Source organism: Corynebacterium minutissimum (assembly GCF_016889765.1).
Taxonomy (GTDB): domain Bacteria; phylum Actinomycetota; class Actinomycetes; order Mycobacteriales; family Mycobacteriaceae; genus Corynebacterium; species Corynebacterium minutissimum_B.
In genome coordinates this window covers 1,660,874-1,677,913 of record NZ_CP069533.1, presented here as the reverse complement: position 1 = coordinate 1,677,913, position 17,040 = coordinate 1,660,874, and the positions used below count along the sequence as shown (strand labels likewise).

At 60.2% G+C, this 17,040-nt stretch carries 10 protein-coding genes and 1 riboswitch; of the genes, 1 reads left to right on the top strand and 9 read right to left on the bottom strand.

Annotated elements, in window-relative coordinates:
- Positions 1–301 precede the first annotated feature (301 nt).
- From fusA to I6J26_RS07745, 7 genes are all read right to left on the bottom strand, one after another.
- On the bottom strand, positions 302–2,431 hold the full coding sequence (fusA, locus tag I6J26_RS07775) for an elongation factor G (protein WP_115021145.1): 2,130 nt from the start codon (positions 2,429–2,431) through the stop codon (positions 302–304).
- 385 nt (positions 2,432–2,816) lie between these two features.
- The gene (gene rpsG, locus I6J26_RS07770) at positions 2,817–3,284 is read right to left on the bottom strand and encodes a 30S ribosomal protein S7 (RefSeq protein WP_039673675.1); all 468 of its coding nucleotides are present in this window, start codon (positions 3,282–3,284) and stop codon (positions 2,817–2,819) included.
- Positions 3,285–3,290: 6 nt separating this feature from the next.
- Positions 3,291–3,662, bottom strand: a complete 372-nt coding sequence (rpsL, locus tag I6J26_RS07765; protein WP_039673673.1) for a 30S ribosomal protein S12 — start codon at positions 3,660–3,662, stop codon at positions 3,291–3,293.
- A 218-nt stretch (positions 3,663–3,880) separates the two neighbouring features.
- Positions 3,881–4,459 (bottom strand): isopentenyl transferase family protein, encoded by a 579-nt coding sequence (locus tag I6J26_RS07760; protein ID WP_115021144.1) that lies wholly within the window; start codon positions 4,457–4,459, stop codon positions 3,881–3,883.
- Positions 4,460–4,516: 57 nt separating this feature from the next.
- Positions 4,517–5,239, bottom strand: coding sequence for an energy-coupling factor transporter transmembrane component T family protein (locus tag I6J26_RS07755; RefSeq protein ID WP_115024221.1), 723 nt, complete (start codon positions 5,237–5,239; stop codon positions 4,517–4,519).
- A 94-nt stretch (positions 5,240–5,333) separates the two neighbouring features.
- Positions 5,334–6,743: an ABC transporter ATP-binding protein gene (locus I6J26_RS07750; protein ID WP_115021143.1), complete on the bottom strand. Its 1,410-nt coding sequence runs from the start codon at positions 6,741–6,743 to the stop codon at positions 5,334–5,336.
- 55 nt (positions 6,744–6,798) lie between these two features.
- On the bottom strand, positions 6,799–7,428 hold the full coding sequence (locus tag I6J26_RS07745; RefSeq protein ID WP_115021142.1) for an ECF transporter S component: 630 nt from the start codon (positions 7,426–7,428) through the stop codon (positions 6,799–6,801).
- A riboswitch (TPP riboswitch) is annotated at positions 7,418–7,555 on the bottom strand. Its footprint overlaps the gene before it by 11 nt.
- A gap of 166 nt (positions 7,556–7,721) precedes the next feature.
- Here I6J26_RS07745 and I6J26_RS07740 point away from each other — a divergent pair.
- The gene (locus I6J26_RS07740; RefSeq protein WP_115021141.1) at positions 7,722–8,777 is read left to right on the top strand and encodes an acyl-CoA thioester hydrolase/BAAT C-terminal domain-containing protein; all 1,056 of its coding nucleotides are present in this window, start codon (positions 7,722–7,724) and stop codon (positions 8,775–8,777) included.
- A gap of 454 nt (positions 8,778–9,231) precedes the next feature.
- Here the strand turns inward: I6J26_RS07740 and I6J26_RS07735 are convergent, their stop codons facing one another.
- Positions 9,232–13,227: a DNA-directed RNA polymerase subunit beta' gene (locus tag I6J26_RS07735; RefSeq protein WP_115021140.1), complete on the bottom strand. Its 3,996-nt coding sequence runs from the start codon at positions 13,225–13,227 to the stop codon at positions 9,232–9,234.
- Between the two features lie 121 nt (positions 13,228–13,348).
- A complete protein-coding gene (locus tag I6J26_RS07730; protein WP_039673593.1) occupies positions 13,349–16,828 on the bottom strand; it encodes a DNA-directed RNA polymerase subunit beta in 3,480 nt (1,159 codons plus the stop codon).
- Positions 16,829–17,040 lie beyond the last annotated feature (212 nt).

Below are 17,040 nucleotides of genomic sequence, written 5' to 3'. Positions count from 1 at the left end.
TTGGCACTTCGAGCCGAAGCCCATAAGCGCTAATGACGCTTTCTTTACGTGCCAGTTACACGATCCTAGATTTATGCCGCAGTTTTTTCAAACTGCCTCAATAGGAGGTAACCCCGCGCATAACGTGCGGTCGTTGACCCTCGACAAGAATCAATTTAAAGGATCCTGGGAGGGTAACGGCCGGCTCAACACGCACACATGTGCCTGCGCGTTCAGCCGACCGCTACCCCCAGCGCAGGGAGCTGGCGGTCTACTGGCGAAGATTACCAGCCCCGCTTTGCGGGCTAAACGGCGGGGCCGCTTAGGCCTTGGTGCCGGTGCGCTCTTCGATGATCTCCTGGGCCACGGAGGACGGAACCTCAGCGTAGGAATCGAAGACCATGGTGAAGTTTGCACGGCCAGCGGTGGAAGAACGCAGGTCACCAATGTAGCCGAACATCTCGGACAGCGGCACCTTAGCCTTAACCACCTTGGCACCAGAGCGGTCCTCCATAGCGAAGACCTGGCCACGGCGGGAGGAAATGTCACCGTTCACGGTACCCATGTACTCCTCCGGGGTAACAACCTCGACGGCCATGACCGGCTCCAGCAGAACCGGCTTTGCCTTGGCAACGGCCTCCTTGAGGACCTGGGAGCCAGCAAGCTTGAAGGCCATCTCAGAGGAGTCAACGTCGTGGTACGCGCCATCCTCAAGGGTGGCCTTGATGTTCACCAGCGGGAAGCCAGCGAGGTAGCCGTACTGCATAGCATCCTGGATACCAGCATCGACGGACGGGATGTACTCCTTCGGCACGCGACCACCGGTGACGGCGTTCTCGAACTTGTAGGTTGCGGACTCGCCCTCTTCCAGCTCCTCCGGCTCCGGGTTGTACGGTTCGATGGTAACGATGACCTTTGCGAACTGGCCGGAACCACCGGTCTGCTTCTTGTGGGTGTAGTCCAGGGACTCGACCTTCTTGCGGATGGTCTCGCGGTAAGCAACCTGTGGGTTACCGATGTTCGCCTCAACCTTGAATTCGCGCTTCATGCGGTCAACCAGAACGTCGAGGTGGAGCTCGCCCATACCGCCGATAACGGTCTGGCCGGTCTCTTCGTCGAGCTCAACGGTGAAGGTCGGGTCCTCAGCAGCGAGCTTCTGAATAGCGGTACCCAGCTTCTCCTGGTCGGCCTTGGTCTTCGGCTCGATGGAGACCTTGATAACCGGGTCTGGGAAGTCCATGGACTCGAGGATGATCTGGTCATCCTTGTCACAGAGGGTGTCACCGGTGGTGGTTTCCTTCAGACCAATGACGGCGTAGATGTTACCGGCATCTGCCTGCTCAACCGGGTTCTCCTTGTTGGCGTGCATCTGGAAGAGCTTACCGATGCGCTCCTTCTTACCCTTGGTGGAGTTCATAACCTCGGTACCCGGAACAACCTGGCCAGAGTACACGCGGGTAAAGGTCAGCTGGCCGAAGAACGGGTGAGCAGCAATCTTGAAGGCAAGAGCGGAGAACGGGGACTCTACGGACGGCTTACGAGTGATGACCTCATCCTCGTTACCGACAGCGTGGCCCTGGATCTCGCCGATGTCGAGCGGGTTCGGCAAGTAAGCCACGACAGCGTCGAGCAGTGGCTGGATGCCCTTGTTACGGTATGCGGTACCACACATGACCGGGAAGACCTCAGAGCTGACGGTCATCTTGCGGATGGCGCCCTGGATTTCTTCCTTGGTGAGCTCCTCGCCACCGAAGTACTTCTCCATGAGCTCTTCGTCGGACTCAGCGACGGACTCGAGCAGCTTCTCGCGGTACTCCTCAGCCTTCTCCTGGAGGTCAGCCGGGATCTCCTCGATGGTGCCCTCGGTACCGGTTTCGACCTTGCCGCGCCAGGTGATGGCCTTCATGTCGATGAGGTCGACGACGCCGTCGAAGTCATCCTCTGCGCCGATTGGAAGCTGCAGAACCAGCGGCTTGGCACCAAGGCGCTCGATGATGGTGTCAACGGTGAAGTAGAAGTCCGCACCCATCTTGTCCATCTTGTTGATGAAGCAAATACGGGGCACGTCGTACTTAGCAGCCTGACGCCACACCTGCTCAGACTGCGGCTCAACGCCCTCTTTACCGTCGAAGACGGCAATGGCGCCATCGAGAACACGCAGGGAGCGCTCAACCTCAACGGTGAAGTCCACGTGGCCCGGGGTGTCAATGATGTTGATCTGGTTATTATCCCAGAAACAGGTCACAGCAGCGGACGTAATGGTAATGCCGCGTTCTTTCTCCTGCTCCATCCAGTCAGTGGTGGAAGCACCGTCGTGGGTCTCGCCGACCTTACGGTTGATACCGGTGTAGAAGAGAATGCGCTCGGTCGTGGTGGTCTTACCGGCATCGATGTGAGCCATGATGCCGATGTTGCGGACCTTGTTCAGATCCTTAAGCACTTGTTGTGCCACGGTTTATACCCCAACTTAATTGTCGTCGACGCCGGAGCCAGCTCGGCACTGACTCACATTACAAAGACGTCTTCATGGATAGGTCTTGATCTATTTTGCCACGTCTAGGCTAGCGCGGCAGCGTGAGGAACTCAGGGCACCTCACATATGGGCTGCCACTGTCCCGCTGTGCATGTTACTGCATGAGGTTTTTGACTGTGCACGCAGGGCATACATCTCCCCAGTACACAAAAATGGCCCGAACAACGCTATTAAAGTTGTGTTCTGCACTGTGCGCGTGGCGGGGTCCTTTCTTCAAGGACGTCCCCTCACGCTATCAGCGCAGGTAAACGATGATGTCGTTGTTCGGGCCAGGTAGCCATGCGGCAACAATTTTCCGCAGGAATTACCAGCGGTAGTGGGCGAAGGCGCGGTTAGCCTCAGCCATCTTGTGAGTATCCTCACGACGCTTGACGGAAGCACCCAGGCCGTTGGATGCATCCAGGATCTCGTTAGCGAGACGCTCGATCATGGTGTTCTCACGACGCTGACGGGTGAAGGTCACCAACCAACGCAGTGCCAGGGTGTTGGAACGAGCCGGCTTAACCTCAACCGGGACCTGGTAGGTAGCGCCACCCACACGGCGGGAGCGAACCTCAAGATCCGGGCGGATGTTGCCCAGAGCCTTCTCCAGGGTGCCGACCGGGTCGGTACCGGTCTTCTCACGGCAAGCCTCGAGAGCGCCGTACACGATGCGCTCAGCGGTGGACTTCTTGCCGTCCTTGAGGATCTTGTTCACCAGCATGGTGACCTGCTCGGAGTTGTAAACCGGGTCCTTGACTACAGGACGCTTCGGTGCAGCATTCTTACGCATTGTTGATTACTGTCCCTTCTTTGCGCCGTAGCGGGAACGAGCCTGCTTACGGTCCTTCACGCCCTGGGTATCCAGTGCGCCACGGATAATCTTGTAGCGAACACCCGGGAGGTCCTTCACACGACCACCGCGGACGAGCACCATGGAGTGCTCCTGCAGGTTGTGGCCCTCGCCCGGAATGTAGGCGGAAACCTCGATACCGGAGGTCAGACGAACACGAGCAACCTTACGCAGAGCGGAGTTCGGCTTCTTCGGGGTGGTGGTGTACACACGAGTGCACACGCCGCGACGCTGCGGGGAACCCTTGAGGGCTGCCGTAGCGACCTCGGCCTTCTTGCTGTGGCGGCCCTTGCGGACCAGCTGCTGAATAGTTGGCATAAATCTAGTCTTTCTGTATGACTTCGGCTTCAACTGATCAAGGAAGGTGAGTCAAACATGCAAAAATAGGGGCTCTTCTCCGGGGCCCTTCCGCATGTCCAGAACTTCCCTCGACCGGTAGTGGCCGAGAAACTGATCAGACTTTTCATCTCAGACAAAGATGAAACCGTGGGTTAGATTACCACCAGCCTCCTGATCTGCCAAAATCCCCTGTGTGGCTACGTCCACTCCCAGGTGAGGTCGGCTTCGACCGCGATATCAGCAAAGTAATTCTTTTCCTGGTTCTCCCAGGTTTCGAACCATTCCTCATAAGCGGGGTCGCGCTCCAGTGCGCGTTTGCGGCGCTGCTCACGCGGCCCATCAATGCGGACAGTCACGACGGATCCGCGCTCTTTCGCCGCGGCAATATTTTCCGCGGTGACGGAACCAACGCCTTCCACGATGAGGTCATCGCGCGCGTCAAGGCTGGCCCAATCCTTCGGCGCATTGGTATCCCAATCCCAGCGCCAGTAGCCCGGGTTGTTCTCCCGCAGAACCTGTTCAGCAACCATGACGGAACCGGCCTCCAGCCCACGCCAGCCGGGGTAGAACTCATCGAGGTGAACCACGCGCCAGCCTGTACGTTCCGCCAAGGCCACTGAGGTCCACGTTTTGCCGGCGCCTGAGGGACCGTCAATCAGTACGGTTACTGGCTTGAGCGGGCGTTTGCGGGAGGCGGAGAGCTTAACCACGTCCTCCAAGAGCCGTTCCATCTGGCTGTTGTAGTCAACGTCCTGGACGTCCTGTGTCTCCTGCATGTGTTTTCTTTTCACCACTTCTGGGTTTGCGTGTGCAGTCTCGGTGTCGTGGAGGCTTTAGAGACCGAAGAACCTCCACGAACCACTTAGCACCGAAACTACCACCGGAAGTGCAGCGAGGATCACACCCGCGGCCATCACCAGCCAGTCTCGTTGCACAAGACGCGAAGGGCGGGCCCATGTGCGCTGGCCACCGCCGGGCGGAGTACGGCCGAATCCGCGCGCCTCCATCGCCGTGGCAAGCTTGCCGCCGCGGCGCAGGGCAAGAACAAGCAACCCGAAGGACATGGTGATGAGGTGCTTGATGCGACCTTCATCCGTCAGTCCACGCGCGCGCCGCGCCATGGCGAGGAACTGCCAATCCGACTTAAACAGCGTCATCATGCGCACGCCGGCCACGGCACCAATGACGAAGCGGGACGGCAGCTTGAGGATTTGGGAGAGGGCGTCGCCCAGCTCAGTGGGATCGATAGCGCGCGCGAGCACCACCATGGGCAGCGCCACCGCAAAGACTCGCAGGGTAATGGCGATGGCAAGCTCAATCGAGTTATCGCTCACCGTAATGAGCCACAGTGTGAAGTATTCGCGCCCACCCGGGGCACCGTAGAGCAGCATGGAAATGCCAGAAATCGGAGCGATAAGGAAAAGGAACCAGCCCGCCTTCAGCATGCGCAGCCACGACACCCCACACAGCGGGGCAACGAGCATGGTCAGCGCCAGTGACACTCCCCCGAAAACCACGTCCACGGAGAGCAACAATGGGGTGACCCACACGAACATGAGGAAGATGCGTGTCAGCGGATTAACTCCGCTCAAGAGGCCGGCAGAAGGCGGGCCCTTTGTACTCACCGAGGAGGGACGAGACGAAGAAAGATTAGCCACGGGTCACCTCCACACGGTGATCGCCGAGGGCGGAAATAAAGAGCGGGTCATGCGTCACGGAGGCAATCGTCGTTCCCTCATCGGCCATGCGGCGCAGCAGCCACACCAGCTCGCTGAAGGTGTGGGGATCTTGGCCGAAGGTGGGTTCGTCGAGCAGCAGCACCTCCGGCGCACTCACCAGTGCCGTAGCTACGGACAGACGGCGCTTCTCCCCTCCCGACAACGTGAACGGGTTGGCGTTGAGGAGGTGCCCCAAGCGGAGGGACTCGACCAGCTCGGCAATGTGCGCCTCGGGGACTTCACGACGCATAACTTTCGGTCCCACGCGCAGCTCCTCAGCCACCGTGCGGGCGACGAACTGGTGCTCGGGGTTCTGGAAGACGAAACCGATGCGGTCAGCGAGCTCCCTAGACTTCCACTCCAAGGGTGAGCCCTTCAGACCACGCCGCACGAAGTCCGCGACCCCAATCTCACCCGACTCCGCAGGAAGGAGCCCAGCCACGGTCATCATCCACGTGGTCTTACCCGCACCATTCGGCCCCGTGATCACCGTTGACGCACCGCGCGGCAGCTCAAAACTGCGCGGCGGGCCGAAGCGCGTGACCAGATCGGTGCTCCACAGGGCGGGTTCGCTGTGCTTGGCGACGCCCCTCGCGTTCGGCAAATCAGTAACTGCGCGGTTCGCCACGACGCTGTCAAGCGGCCCATCCGCCACGATGCGCCCGTCCTTGAGCTCAATAGCTCGGTCCAGCACGCCTTTCCACGCGGCGTGCTGGTGCTCGACCACGATGAGGGTAGCTCCGGTGCGCTCCACCATGGTGGAAACGGCTTCGATGACATCGCGCGCACCTTCCGGGTCCAGGTTCGCCGTGGGCTCGTCGAGCAGAACGACGCCCGCGCCCATCGCAATCACACCCGCCAAGGCCAGGCGCTGCTTCTGCCCGCCGGAGAGCCGTTCGGTAGGAAAGTCGAGGTCAACATAAGGCCCCACAATCTCGAGCGCGGCGGTCACGCGCTGCCAGATCTCCTCGCGGGGGTAAGCCAGATTCTCGCAGCCAAAAGCCACGTCATCGCCCACGCGTGCAGCAATCACCTGGGAATCCGGGTCCTGGAGCACCAAACCCACCGGGATGGTACGGCCGGGCTGCTCAACATTTCCTTCAGCACCCTCGAGAAGAATCTCCCCCACACGAGTTCCTTCATCATCTCCACCGAGCACGCCAGCAATGGCAGCCAACAGCGTGGATTTGCCCGAACCGGAATCGCCGCACAGCAGCACCTTCTCCCCCGGTTCAATGACAAAGTCAATATCCGCTAGGGCTGCCGCGGCGCGGCCCGCATGGGTCCAGCCGTAGCCGCGGGCCGTAACCTTCGTGGCCCCCGCAGCACTTACCTCACTCATACTGCGAAAATAACCTCACCAGCACTCCGCTATTGACCTCACCAGCACTCCGCAACTAGGCGGAATGCTGTTCACGGCCAACCGCGAAGCGATCCAGCGCGCCTGTCTTCGCCAGCGCCTTGACTACAAAGAAGCCCACCGCACCGGCCAAAATCGATCCGGAGATACTCAGGGTGACGAAGTAGATGATGTTGAACTGCAGGGTCTTGCCTAGGTTTCCGGAGGTAAACAGCTCCAGCACGAATGCGCCCCAGCCGGCCGCCATACCGCCGAGCATGGCAACGCCCAGACCAAAGCGGCGGTAGAGGAAGATGGCGAGGACGATCTCCACGCCAATGCCCTGCGCAATACCCGAATACAAAGTACTAATACCCCACTGCGAGCCCAGTACAGCAGAGACGATCGCAGCAAGCAGCTCGACGTAGAGTGCTGCACCCGGCTTGCGGATGACGAGGCCACCGATGACACCACCAATCAGCCAGATACCCGTGGCAATACCACCAAGTCCCGGCGTGAACGCATCCATGGCTTGGAACCAGGCGTAGCCCACCGTGTTCCACACCAGGAACACGAAACCACAGGCTACACCCAATACGGATGCCACCACGATGTCCACGATGCGCCAGTTCAGGCTCCGCGGTGCAGCGCCAGAAACACCTGCACCGGACGTGGATACAGAATTCATTTTTCCTCCCTCTCGCCGGCATTACCCGGATCAGGTTCAACGGTTCGCCGCTACCTTGGCGGCATCTCAGCCTCCTCCCGGGCGCTGCGAAGCAGCATGCAGACAGGAAGCACCCGTGACGATGTGCAGTTGAAAGCGGCGAGCTCTTCACAGTGCTGCCACAGAAAGCTTAAAAGCAGTGACAGCTTAGCAAGCAGCCCCGATAAGGGCACATCCAGCACCTTCAGCACTCCCACGCAATACAATGGAGATAGCGGCGCACACCACATCAGGAAATAAAGGAGACATCCGCCATGCGAGCTATCAAAGCTATTCTCACGATCTTAGGGATTATTCTCCTGTGCTTGGTCCTCCTGATCGCGGGTGTATGGATTGCCCGTTCCATCAACACCAATCGTTATGCAATCCCCGAAAACCCCGAGGGCGGGGATGATCGAATTCTCAGCGAGAACGGCGTGGAGAAAATCAACGGCGACTACATGAAGGGGTTCCACCTCTCGCCGCTTGGTGACGCCCACCCCGGCACGGTCGTCGTCTTCGGTGGCTCCGACGGCGGCGCCAACGTGGAACAGGCTCAACTCCTCCGCGATAACGGCTACGATGTGCTCGACCTCTACTTCTTTGGACAACCCGGCCAAAAGGAATTTATTGATGAAGTCCCACTCGAATTCTTTGATGAGGTCATTGCCTATGCCAACGAGAAGGGCAATGGTGTTCAACCGCTGACCGTCATCGGCACCTCAAAGGGCGCGGAGCTCACTGCAAACTTGGCGGCTCGTTACCCAGAGATCAGCAACATTGTGCTCTACACCCCTGCGGATCACACGTACGGCAACCTCAACTACCAGCGTGATAGCGGCACACGGAGCAGCTTTACATGGAAGGGCGAACCCGTCCCCTTTGCTGCTGAGCAGGGACCCGAGTTTGGCAAATTTGCTGCTGAGCAGGGAGCCGAGTTTGGCAAACTCATGACACGCTTGGCCCTTGGTCTGCCGGTGTCCTATCGCGCTGGCTATGAAGCCATCGCCGCCGCTGCCGACCCAGAAACCGTCATTGACCTCAGCCAGTTCGATGGTCATGGACTCCTCTTCGCCGGGACGGAGGACGCAATGTGGCAAGCCGATGTCGCCGCCAAGGCTCTGAGCGAGCAGAACGACGACCTTGAACCTCACATCTACGAGGGCGCCGGCCACCTTTTTCACGAGAACATTGATGAGCTCGTCGGCCCCTCCTGGGAGGTCATGATGGGTGGCACGGTGGCGGCCAACCGTGAGGCCAAGCGCGATTCTGACGAGGTCCTCCTTAACAGCCTTGCGCAATGGCACGGCCCAGCCCCCGCGGCCCCGTAAAACTGCGCAGTGCCCCGCCGTGGTCTCTGACCCCCACGGCGGGGCACACTGAGGCCGGCCCTTAGTGCACCGACCCCCAAGGGGACTCTCGCCTACTGCTTAAGGAAAGGAAAAGCTTCATCGCGAGCCCCCAAGCCTGGATAGAGATGCTAGTGCGGTCGTGTGCGCAGCCAACTCTCTGTATGAACAAAATGACTATTAACTTATCCTTCGCTCAGGTTAATGAGATGGGCGTTCAGGCGCAACTTAACACCGTTAACCAGCGATATTGAGGAAGCTCAGCCCGAAAGGGTGGAAATCTTCCTTAAGAAGAAATAAGAACTAGCCGAACGAACAACTCGCCCATGCTCGCTGATGGTAAAAGACCCGATTCCCCACCTGCTCCACTGTGGCAGGTGGGGAATCGGGTCTTTAGCGGTGAGTGTTTTTCGCCTCTCACTTCAGAATCGAAGCCTTAGTAGGTGTAGTCCTCCTCCAGCGGCACGGAAGCGCCGGTGAACTCACCGAAGCCATCGTCGCCGTAGATGGAGTCACCGTAGGTCGGGATGGAGTACGCAGCGTTGCGTGCGGCCTCAGTCGGCTTAACGCTGATGTTGCGGTAGCGGGAAATGCCGGTACCGGCCGGGATCAGCTTACCGATGATGACGTTCTCCTTCAGGCCAATGAGCTGATCCGAGCGCTTGTTGATGGCGGCGTCGGTAAGCACGCGCGTGGTCTCCTGGAAGGAAGCCGCAGACAGCCAGGACTCGGTAGCCAGAGAGGCCTTGGTGATACCCATGATCTCACTACGCAGCTGAGCCGGCTGACCACCCTCAGCAACCTGAGCAGCATTAACCTGCTTAGCCTCAGAAAGGTCAATAAGGTTACCCGGCAGCAAGTCCGTGGTACCCGCGTCGATGACGGTACCGCGACGCAACATCTGGCGAATGATGATCTCGATGTGCTTGTCGTGGATAGCCACACCCTGTGCACGGTAAACAGCCTGGACCTCGTCGATGAGGTGCTTCTCCACACCACGACGGCCAAGGACCTCCAGCACGTCGTGCGGATCAGCAGCACCGCGCATCAGACGGTCACCGGTCTCCACGTGGTCGCCATCGCGCAGGGAGCGCTCAATCATGGCATCCGGGTTGGACTCCATCGGGCGGCGGACCTGAGCCAGGCCCTGGCGCTTCGACAGCTTCTCATAGACCACGTTGTCAGAGCCATCATCCGGGGTGATGGTCAGGGTCCAGAAGTTACCCTCATCCGACAGGGACACGGTGCCGTCGACAGAAGCGATCGGTGCGCGGTTCTTCGGGTTGCGGGCCTCGAAGAGCTCCTGAACACGCGGCAGACCACCGGTAATATCGCCACCGACACCACCCTGGTGGAAGGTACGCATGGTCAGCTGGGTACCCGGCTCACCAATGGACTGTGCGGCCACGATGCCGACTGCCTCGCCGATGTCGACCAGCTGGCCGGAGGCCATGGACTTGCCGTAGCACTTCGCACAGACACCAGCCGGGGTCTGGCAGGTCAGCACGGAGCGGACCTTGATCTCCAGAACGCCAGCGTTGACGATCTTGCGGCTGAGCTCCTCAGTGAGGTCGGCGCCAGCCTCAGCGATAACCTCGCCGTTCTCATCCTTGACGTCGCCAGCGACGACGCGACCAGATGCGGAGGTCTCCCACAGCTCGTGCAGGTCGTAGGAACCTTCGGCGATCTCGACGCCGAGCGGGACGCGCACACCCTGACGGGTGCCACAGTCTTCCTCGCGGACGATGACATCCTGTGCCACGTCCACAAGACGACGGGTGAGGTAGCCGGAGTCGGCGGTACGCAGAGCGGTATCCGCCAGGCCCTTACGGGAACCGTGGGAGTTGTTGAAGTACTCCAGAACCGACAGGCCCTCACGGAAGGAGGTCTTAATCGGACGGGTGATGTAGTCACCCTTGGAGTTCACAACCATGCCCTTCATACCGGCCAGGGTCCAGATCTGACGCATGTTACCCGCAGCACCGGACTTCACGATCATCGGAATCGGGTTGTCATCCGGGTACATGTTCTCGACGGCCTCACCGACGGTATCGGTAGCATCCTTCCACAGCTCAACGAGGCGGTCGTAGCGCTCGCGCTCGGTAAGAGCACCCTGCTCCCAGTACTTGCGCTCGATGCGCTCTGCTTCCTTCTCGTAGGACTCGAGCACCTCATGCTTGTTCGGGAGAACCAGAACGTCATCCATGGTGATGGTCACGCCAGAACGGGTGGCCCAGTAGAAGCCAGCGTCCTTCATCTTGTCCAGAACCTGGGCAACGGTGATCATCGGGTACTTCGCGGCGAGGTCATTAATGACGTCACCGAGCAGCATCTTGTTGCCAGCACCGCCCTTACGGACCATGACGCCCTCAAGGTACGGGTAGTTCCATGGCAGCAGGTCGTTGAACATGATGCGGCCCAGGGTGGTCTCCGCCATCCAGGCCTGGCCCTTCTGCCAACCATCCGGGAAGTGCTCGGCCTCGATATCTGCCGGCGGACGCAGGTGGGAGATGCGCACCTTGATCGGGGCCTGCAGGCCCAGCACACCGCGGTCACGAGCCATGATGGCCTCCGCGTAGGAGGAGTAGACACCCTGTGCAGGCTGGTCCTCGGTAGCTTCACGGTAACGTCCCGCGCCACCGATCTCGTCCTCGCCCTTGTCCATGGTGAGGTAGTAGAGGCCGGTAACCATATCCAGGCGCGGCATAGCCAGCGGCTTACCGGACGCCGGGGACAGAATGTTGTTGGAGGCCAGCATAAGAACGCGGGCCTCAGCCTGTGCCTCGGCGGACAGCGGCAGGTGGACTGCCATCTGGTCACCGTCGAAGTCGGCGTTGAACGCCTCACAAGCCAGCGGGTGCAGCTGGATGGCCTTACCCTCCACGAGCTTCGGCTCGAAGGCCTGGATACCCAGGCGGTGCAGGGTCGGTGCACGGTTCAGCATCACCGGGTGCTCAGAAATGGCCTCTTCAAGGACGTCCCACACCTCAGGGCGCTGACGCTCCACCATGCGCTTGGCGGACTTGATGTTCTGGGCGTAGTCATTCTCCACCAGACGCTTCATAACGAAGGGCTTGAACAGCTCCAGTGCCATGAGCTTCGGCAGACCACACTCGTGCAGCTTAAGCTGCGGACCAACGATAATCACGGAACGGCCGGAGTAGTCCACACGCTTACCCAGCAGGTTCTGGCGGAAGCGGCCCTGCTTACCCTTGAGCAGGTCAGACAGGGACTTCAGCGGGCGGTTGCCCGGGCCAGTGACCGGACGGCCGCGGCGGCCGTTGTCGAACAGCGCATCGACGGACTCCTGCAACATGCGCTTCTCGTTGTTCACGATGATCTCGGGCGCACCGAGGTCGATCATGCGCTTAAGGCGGTTGTTGCGGTTGATGACGCGACGGTAAAGGTCGTTGAGGTCGGAGGTGGCGAAGCGGCCACCGTCCAACTGCACCATCGGGCGCAGCTCCGGCGGGATGACCGGGATAGCGTCGAGCACCATGCCGGCCGGGTCGTTGCCCGAGCGCAGGAAGGCTGCGACAACCTTGAGGCGCTTAAGGGCACGCATCTTCTTCTGGCCCTTGCCGTTGTTGATGATCTCCTTGAGAACCTCAGCCTCAGCCTCGAGATCAAAGTTGCGGATGAGGGTCTGGATAGCCTCAGCACCCATACCGCCGGTGAAGTAATCCTCGTAGCGGTCAACCAGCTCTTCGTAGATAGTCTCATCAATGATCATCTGCTTCGGAGCCAGCTTGATGAAGGTGTTCCAGATTTCGTCGAGGCGAGCAACCTCGCGCTCACCGCGCTCGCGGATGTGCTGCATCTCCTTGTCGGCAGCGTTCTGGACCTTGCGGCGCGCGTCAGCCTTAGCGCCGGCGGCCTCCAGCTCAGCCAGATCCTGCTCAAGCTTGGCAGCGCGCTCGGCGATCTCTGCCTCGACGTCATCCTCCACGTCCTTCTTCTCCAGCAGCATTTCTGCTTCCAGAGTGGACTGGTCATTGTGGCGAGCTTCCTCGTCCACAGAGGTGATGATGTTGGCAGCGAAGTAGATGATGCGCTCAAGGTCCTTCGGAGCCAGGTCCAGCAGGTAGCCCAGGCGGGAAGGAACGCCCTTGAAGTACCAGATGTGGGTAACCGGCGCGGCCAGCTCAATGTGGCCCATGCGCTCACGACGCACCTTGGACTTGGTCACCTCAACGCCGCAGCGCTCGCAGATGATGCCCTTGTAGCGGACACGCTTGTACTTACCGCAGGAGCACTCCCAGTCGCGGGTAGGGCCGAAGATGCGCTCGCAGAAGAGGCCGTCCTTCTCCGGCTTGAGGGTTCGGTAGTTAATGGTCTCGGGCTTCTTGACTTCGCCCTTGGACCAGCGGCGGATGTCATCGGCGGTGGCCAGACCGATACGGAGCTCGTCGAAGAGATTTACGTCAAACACGTAATGTCTCCCTTTCATCCCCCGTGGCGGGGGAAGTTGATGGCTTTTATGAGTTAGTAATTTTCTATGCCCGCCCTCCATGTGGGGCGGACCAAGCAACTAGACAGTAATTAGGCAGCTATTAGGCGATGTCAGCGTCGGAGCGCTCGTCGCGGGACAGGTTAATACCCAGGGACGGGGCGCCATCCAACTCGTCATCATCGGAGCCGGACAGTTCCATCGGGGTGCCATCGGTGGAAAGAACTTCCACGTTGAGGCACAGGGACTGCAGCTCCTTCAGGAGGACCTTGAAGGACTCCGGAATACCCGGATCCGGGATGTTATCGCCCTTGACGATTGCCTCGTAGACCTTGACACGGCCGACGACGTCATCGGACTTGATGGTCAGGAGCTCCTGCAGGGTGTAGGCAGCGCCATATGCCTGCATTGCCCACACCTCCATCTCACCGAAGCGCTGGCCACCGAACTGTGCCTTACCACCTAGCGGCTGCTGGGTAATCATGGAGTACGGACCGGTGGAACGAGCGTGAATCTTCTCGTCGACCAAGTGGTGCAGCTTGAGCATGTACATGTAGCCGACGGATACCGGGTACATGTACGGCTCGCCGGAGCGGCCGTCGAAGAGGCGGGCCTTACCGTGCTCATCCACCATGACGTCACCATCGCGGTTCGGCTTGGAGGAAGCCAGCAGGCGGGAGATCTCTTCGTTGGTAGCGCCGTCGAAGACCGGGGTTGCGGTAAGGGACTCCGGTGGGACGTCGTACAGCTCTTCCGGCAGCTTCTTCAGCAGATCGGCGTTGGCCGGATCCTCGGTATCGATCTTCCAACCAGCGTGCGCCAGCCAGCCGAGGTGAACCTCAAGAACCTGACCGATGTTCATACGACGCGGCACACCGTGGGTGTTGAGGATGATGTCGACCGGGGTGCCATCCTCCATGAACGGCATATCCTCCGGCGGCAGGATCTTGCCCACAACACCCTTGTTGCCGTGGCGGCCGGCGAGCTTATCGCCGTCCTGGATCTTGCGCTTCTGAGCCACGTAGACGCGGATCATCTCGTTGACGCCCGGAGCCAGGTCGTCGTCATCCTCGCGGGAGAAGCGGGAGACACCAATGACCTTACCGGTCTCACCGTGCGGCACCTTCATGGAGGTATCGCGCACCTCGCGAGCCTTCTCGCCGAAGATGGCGCGCAGCAGGCGCTCCTCCGGGGTCAGCTCGGTCTCACCCTTCGGTGTGACCTTACCCACCAGGATGTCGCCGGCGCGGACGTCGGCACCAATGCGGACGATGCCGCGCTCGTCAAGGTCACGCAGAACGTCATCGGAGACGTTCGGAATCTCGCGAGTAATCTCCTCCGGGCCCAGCTTGGTATCGCGAGCGTCAATCTCGTGCTCCTCGATGTGAATCGAGGTGAGGATGTCTTCCTCCACGATGCGCTGGTTGAGAATGATGGCGTCCTCGTAGTTGTGGCCTTCCCACGGCATGAAGGCAACCAGCAGGTTGCGGCCGAGGGACATCTCACCGTTGTGGGTACCGGGGCCGTCGGCAAGCACCTGGCCTGCCTCCACACGGTCACCCAAGGACACCAGCGGAGTCTGGTTGTAGTTGGTGTTCTGGTTGGTGCGCTCGAACTTGCGCAGCATGTAGGTATCACGCTGGCCCTCGTCATCCATGATGGTGATGAGGTCCGCGGTGACGTTCTCCACCACGCCCGCCTTCGGGGTGATGATGAGGTCACCCGCGTCGTATGCAGCGCGCTGCTCCATACCGGTGCCTACGTACGGGGCCTCGGAACGCACCAGCGGCACGGCCTGACGCTGCATGTTCGCGCCCATGAGGGCACGGTTAGCATCGTCGTGCTCGAGGAACGGAATCATGGCGGTTGCCACGGAAACCATCTGACGCGGGGAGACGTCAACGTAGTCGACACCGGAGGCATCGGTCACGCCGATATCGCCGTCCTTGAGGCGGACCTCGATACGGTCAGCAGTCAGGGTGCCGTCAGCATCCTTCTCCACCTCGGCCTGGGCGATGGCGTAGCGATCCTCTTCATCGGCGGTGAGGTACTCCACCTGGTCGGTGACCTTGCCGTCCACAACCTTGCGGTACGGGGTCTCGATGAAGCCGAAGGCGTTCACGCGAGCGTAGGAAGCCAGCGAACCGATCAGACCAATGTTCGGACCCTCAGGGGTCTCAATCGGGCACATACGGCCGTAGTGCGACGCGTGGACGTCTCGCACCTCAATGCCGGCGCGCTCACGGGACAGACCGCCCGGGCCCAGCGCGGACAGACGGCGCTTGTGGGTCAGGCCAGACAGGGAGTTGTTCTGGTCCATGAACTGCGAGAGCTGGGAGGTACCGAAGAACTCTCGGATGGCAGCAGAAACCGGGCGGACGTTAATCAGGGAGGTCGGGGTAATCGACTCTGCATCCTGAGTAGTCATACGCTCGCGCACGACGCGCTCCATACGGGACAGGCCCACACGGACCTGGTTCTGGATGAGCTCGCCCACGGTGCGGAGACGACGGTTACCGAAGTGGTCGATATCGTCGGTGTGGATGGAGATCATCTCGCCGTTCGGAGCCTTCATCTCACGCTCACCTGCGTGCAGGCGCACGAGGTATTCGAGGGTGACAGCGATGTCTTCCTCGGTCAGGGTCATCAGACCATCGTGGTCACCGCCCAAGCCGAGCTTGCGGTTGACCTTGTAGCGGCCCACCTTGGCCAGGTCGTAGCGCTTCGCGCGGAAGAAGGAGTTATCCAGCAGGGCCTGCGCAAGGTCACGCGTGGGCTGCTCGCCCGGGCGCTGCTTGCGGTAGATCTCCAGGAGAGCCTCGTCGGTGTTGGCCACGCCATCGGACTCGAGGGTGGACATCATGAGCTCGGAGAAGCCGAAGCGCTCCTTAATCTGCTCTTCGGTCCATCCCAGGGCCTTGAGCAGAACCGTCACCGGCTGGCGGCGCTTACGGTCGATACGAACGCCGACGGTGTCGCGCTTATCGACGTCAAACTCGAGCCACGCACCGCGGGAAGGAATAACCTTCACGGAGTGCAGCGGGCGCTCGGTGGACTTGTCGATGGTCTGGTCGAAGTAGACACCCGGGGAACGCACGAGCTGCGAGACAATAACGCGCTCGGTGCCGTTGACGATGAAGGTGCCCTTATCGGTCATCATCGGGAAATCGCCGATGAAGACGGTCTGGGACTTAATCTCCTGGGTATCGTTATTAATAAATTCTGCGGTGACGTACAGTGGCGCCGAGTAGTTGATGTCCTTCTCTTTGCACTCGTCCACGGTGTTCTTCACCGGCTCGAAGCGAGGCTCCGACAGGGACAAGGACATGTTGCCCGAGTAATCCTGAATCGGAGAAAGCTCCTCGAGGATATCCTCAAGGCCGCTCGTCACGCGTGCGTCGTCGCCGCGCTCTGCCTGCTCGCGTTCGCGCCACTCGGGGGTACCGATGAGCCACGCGTAAGAATCGAGTTGTAGATCAAGGAGGCCCGGCACAGCGATGGGCTCGCTGATTTTAGCGAAGGAGTATCGCTTCGGGGCTCCAGGGATGTTGGCCACTGACTTGGTCTGGCGGGAGACTGCCAAGATGGGTCCTTCCAGTACCTCTGGCGGATTGCGGCCCCACCCTGGCCGGTGAGGTGCAAAACCGCTGGTAGATTTAGCATTCGGTCTGCTGTGGAGTGACTGGGTTTAGAATGCACAAAATCACCTTGTCAAGTCGGTTTTGCCATCACCGCTCGAAAGGCTAAATGTGCACTAAAGATCCAGATTCCAGCGCAACGAATTAGCCTATAGCA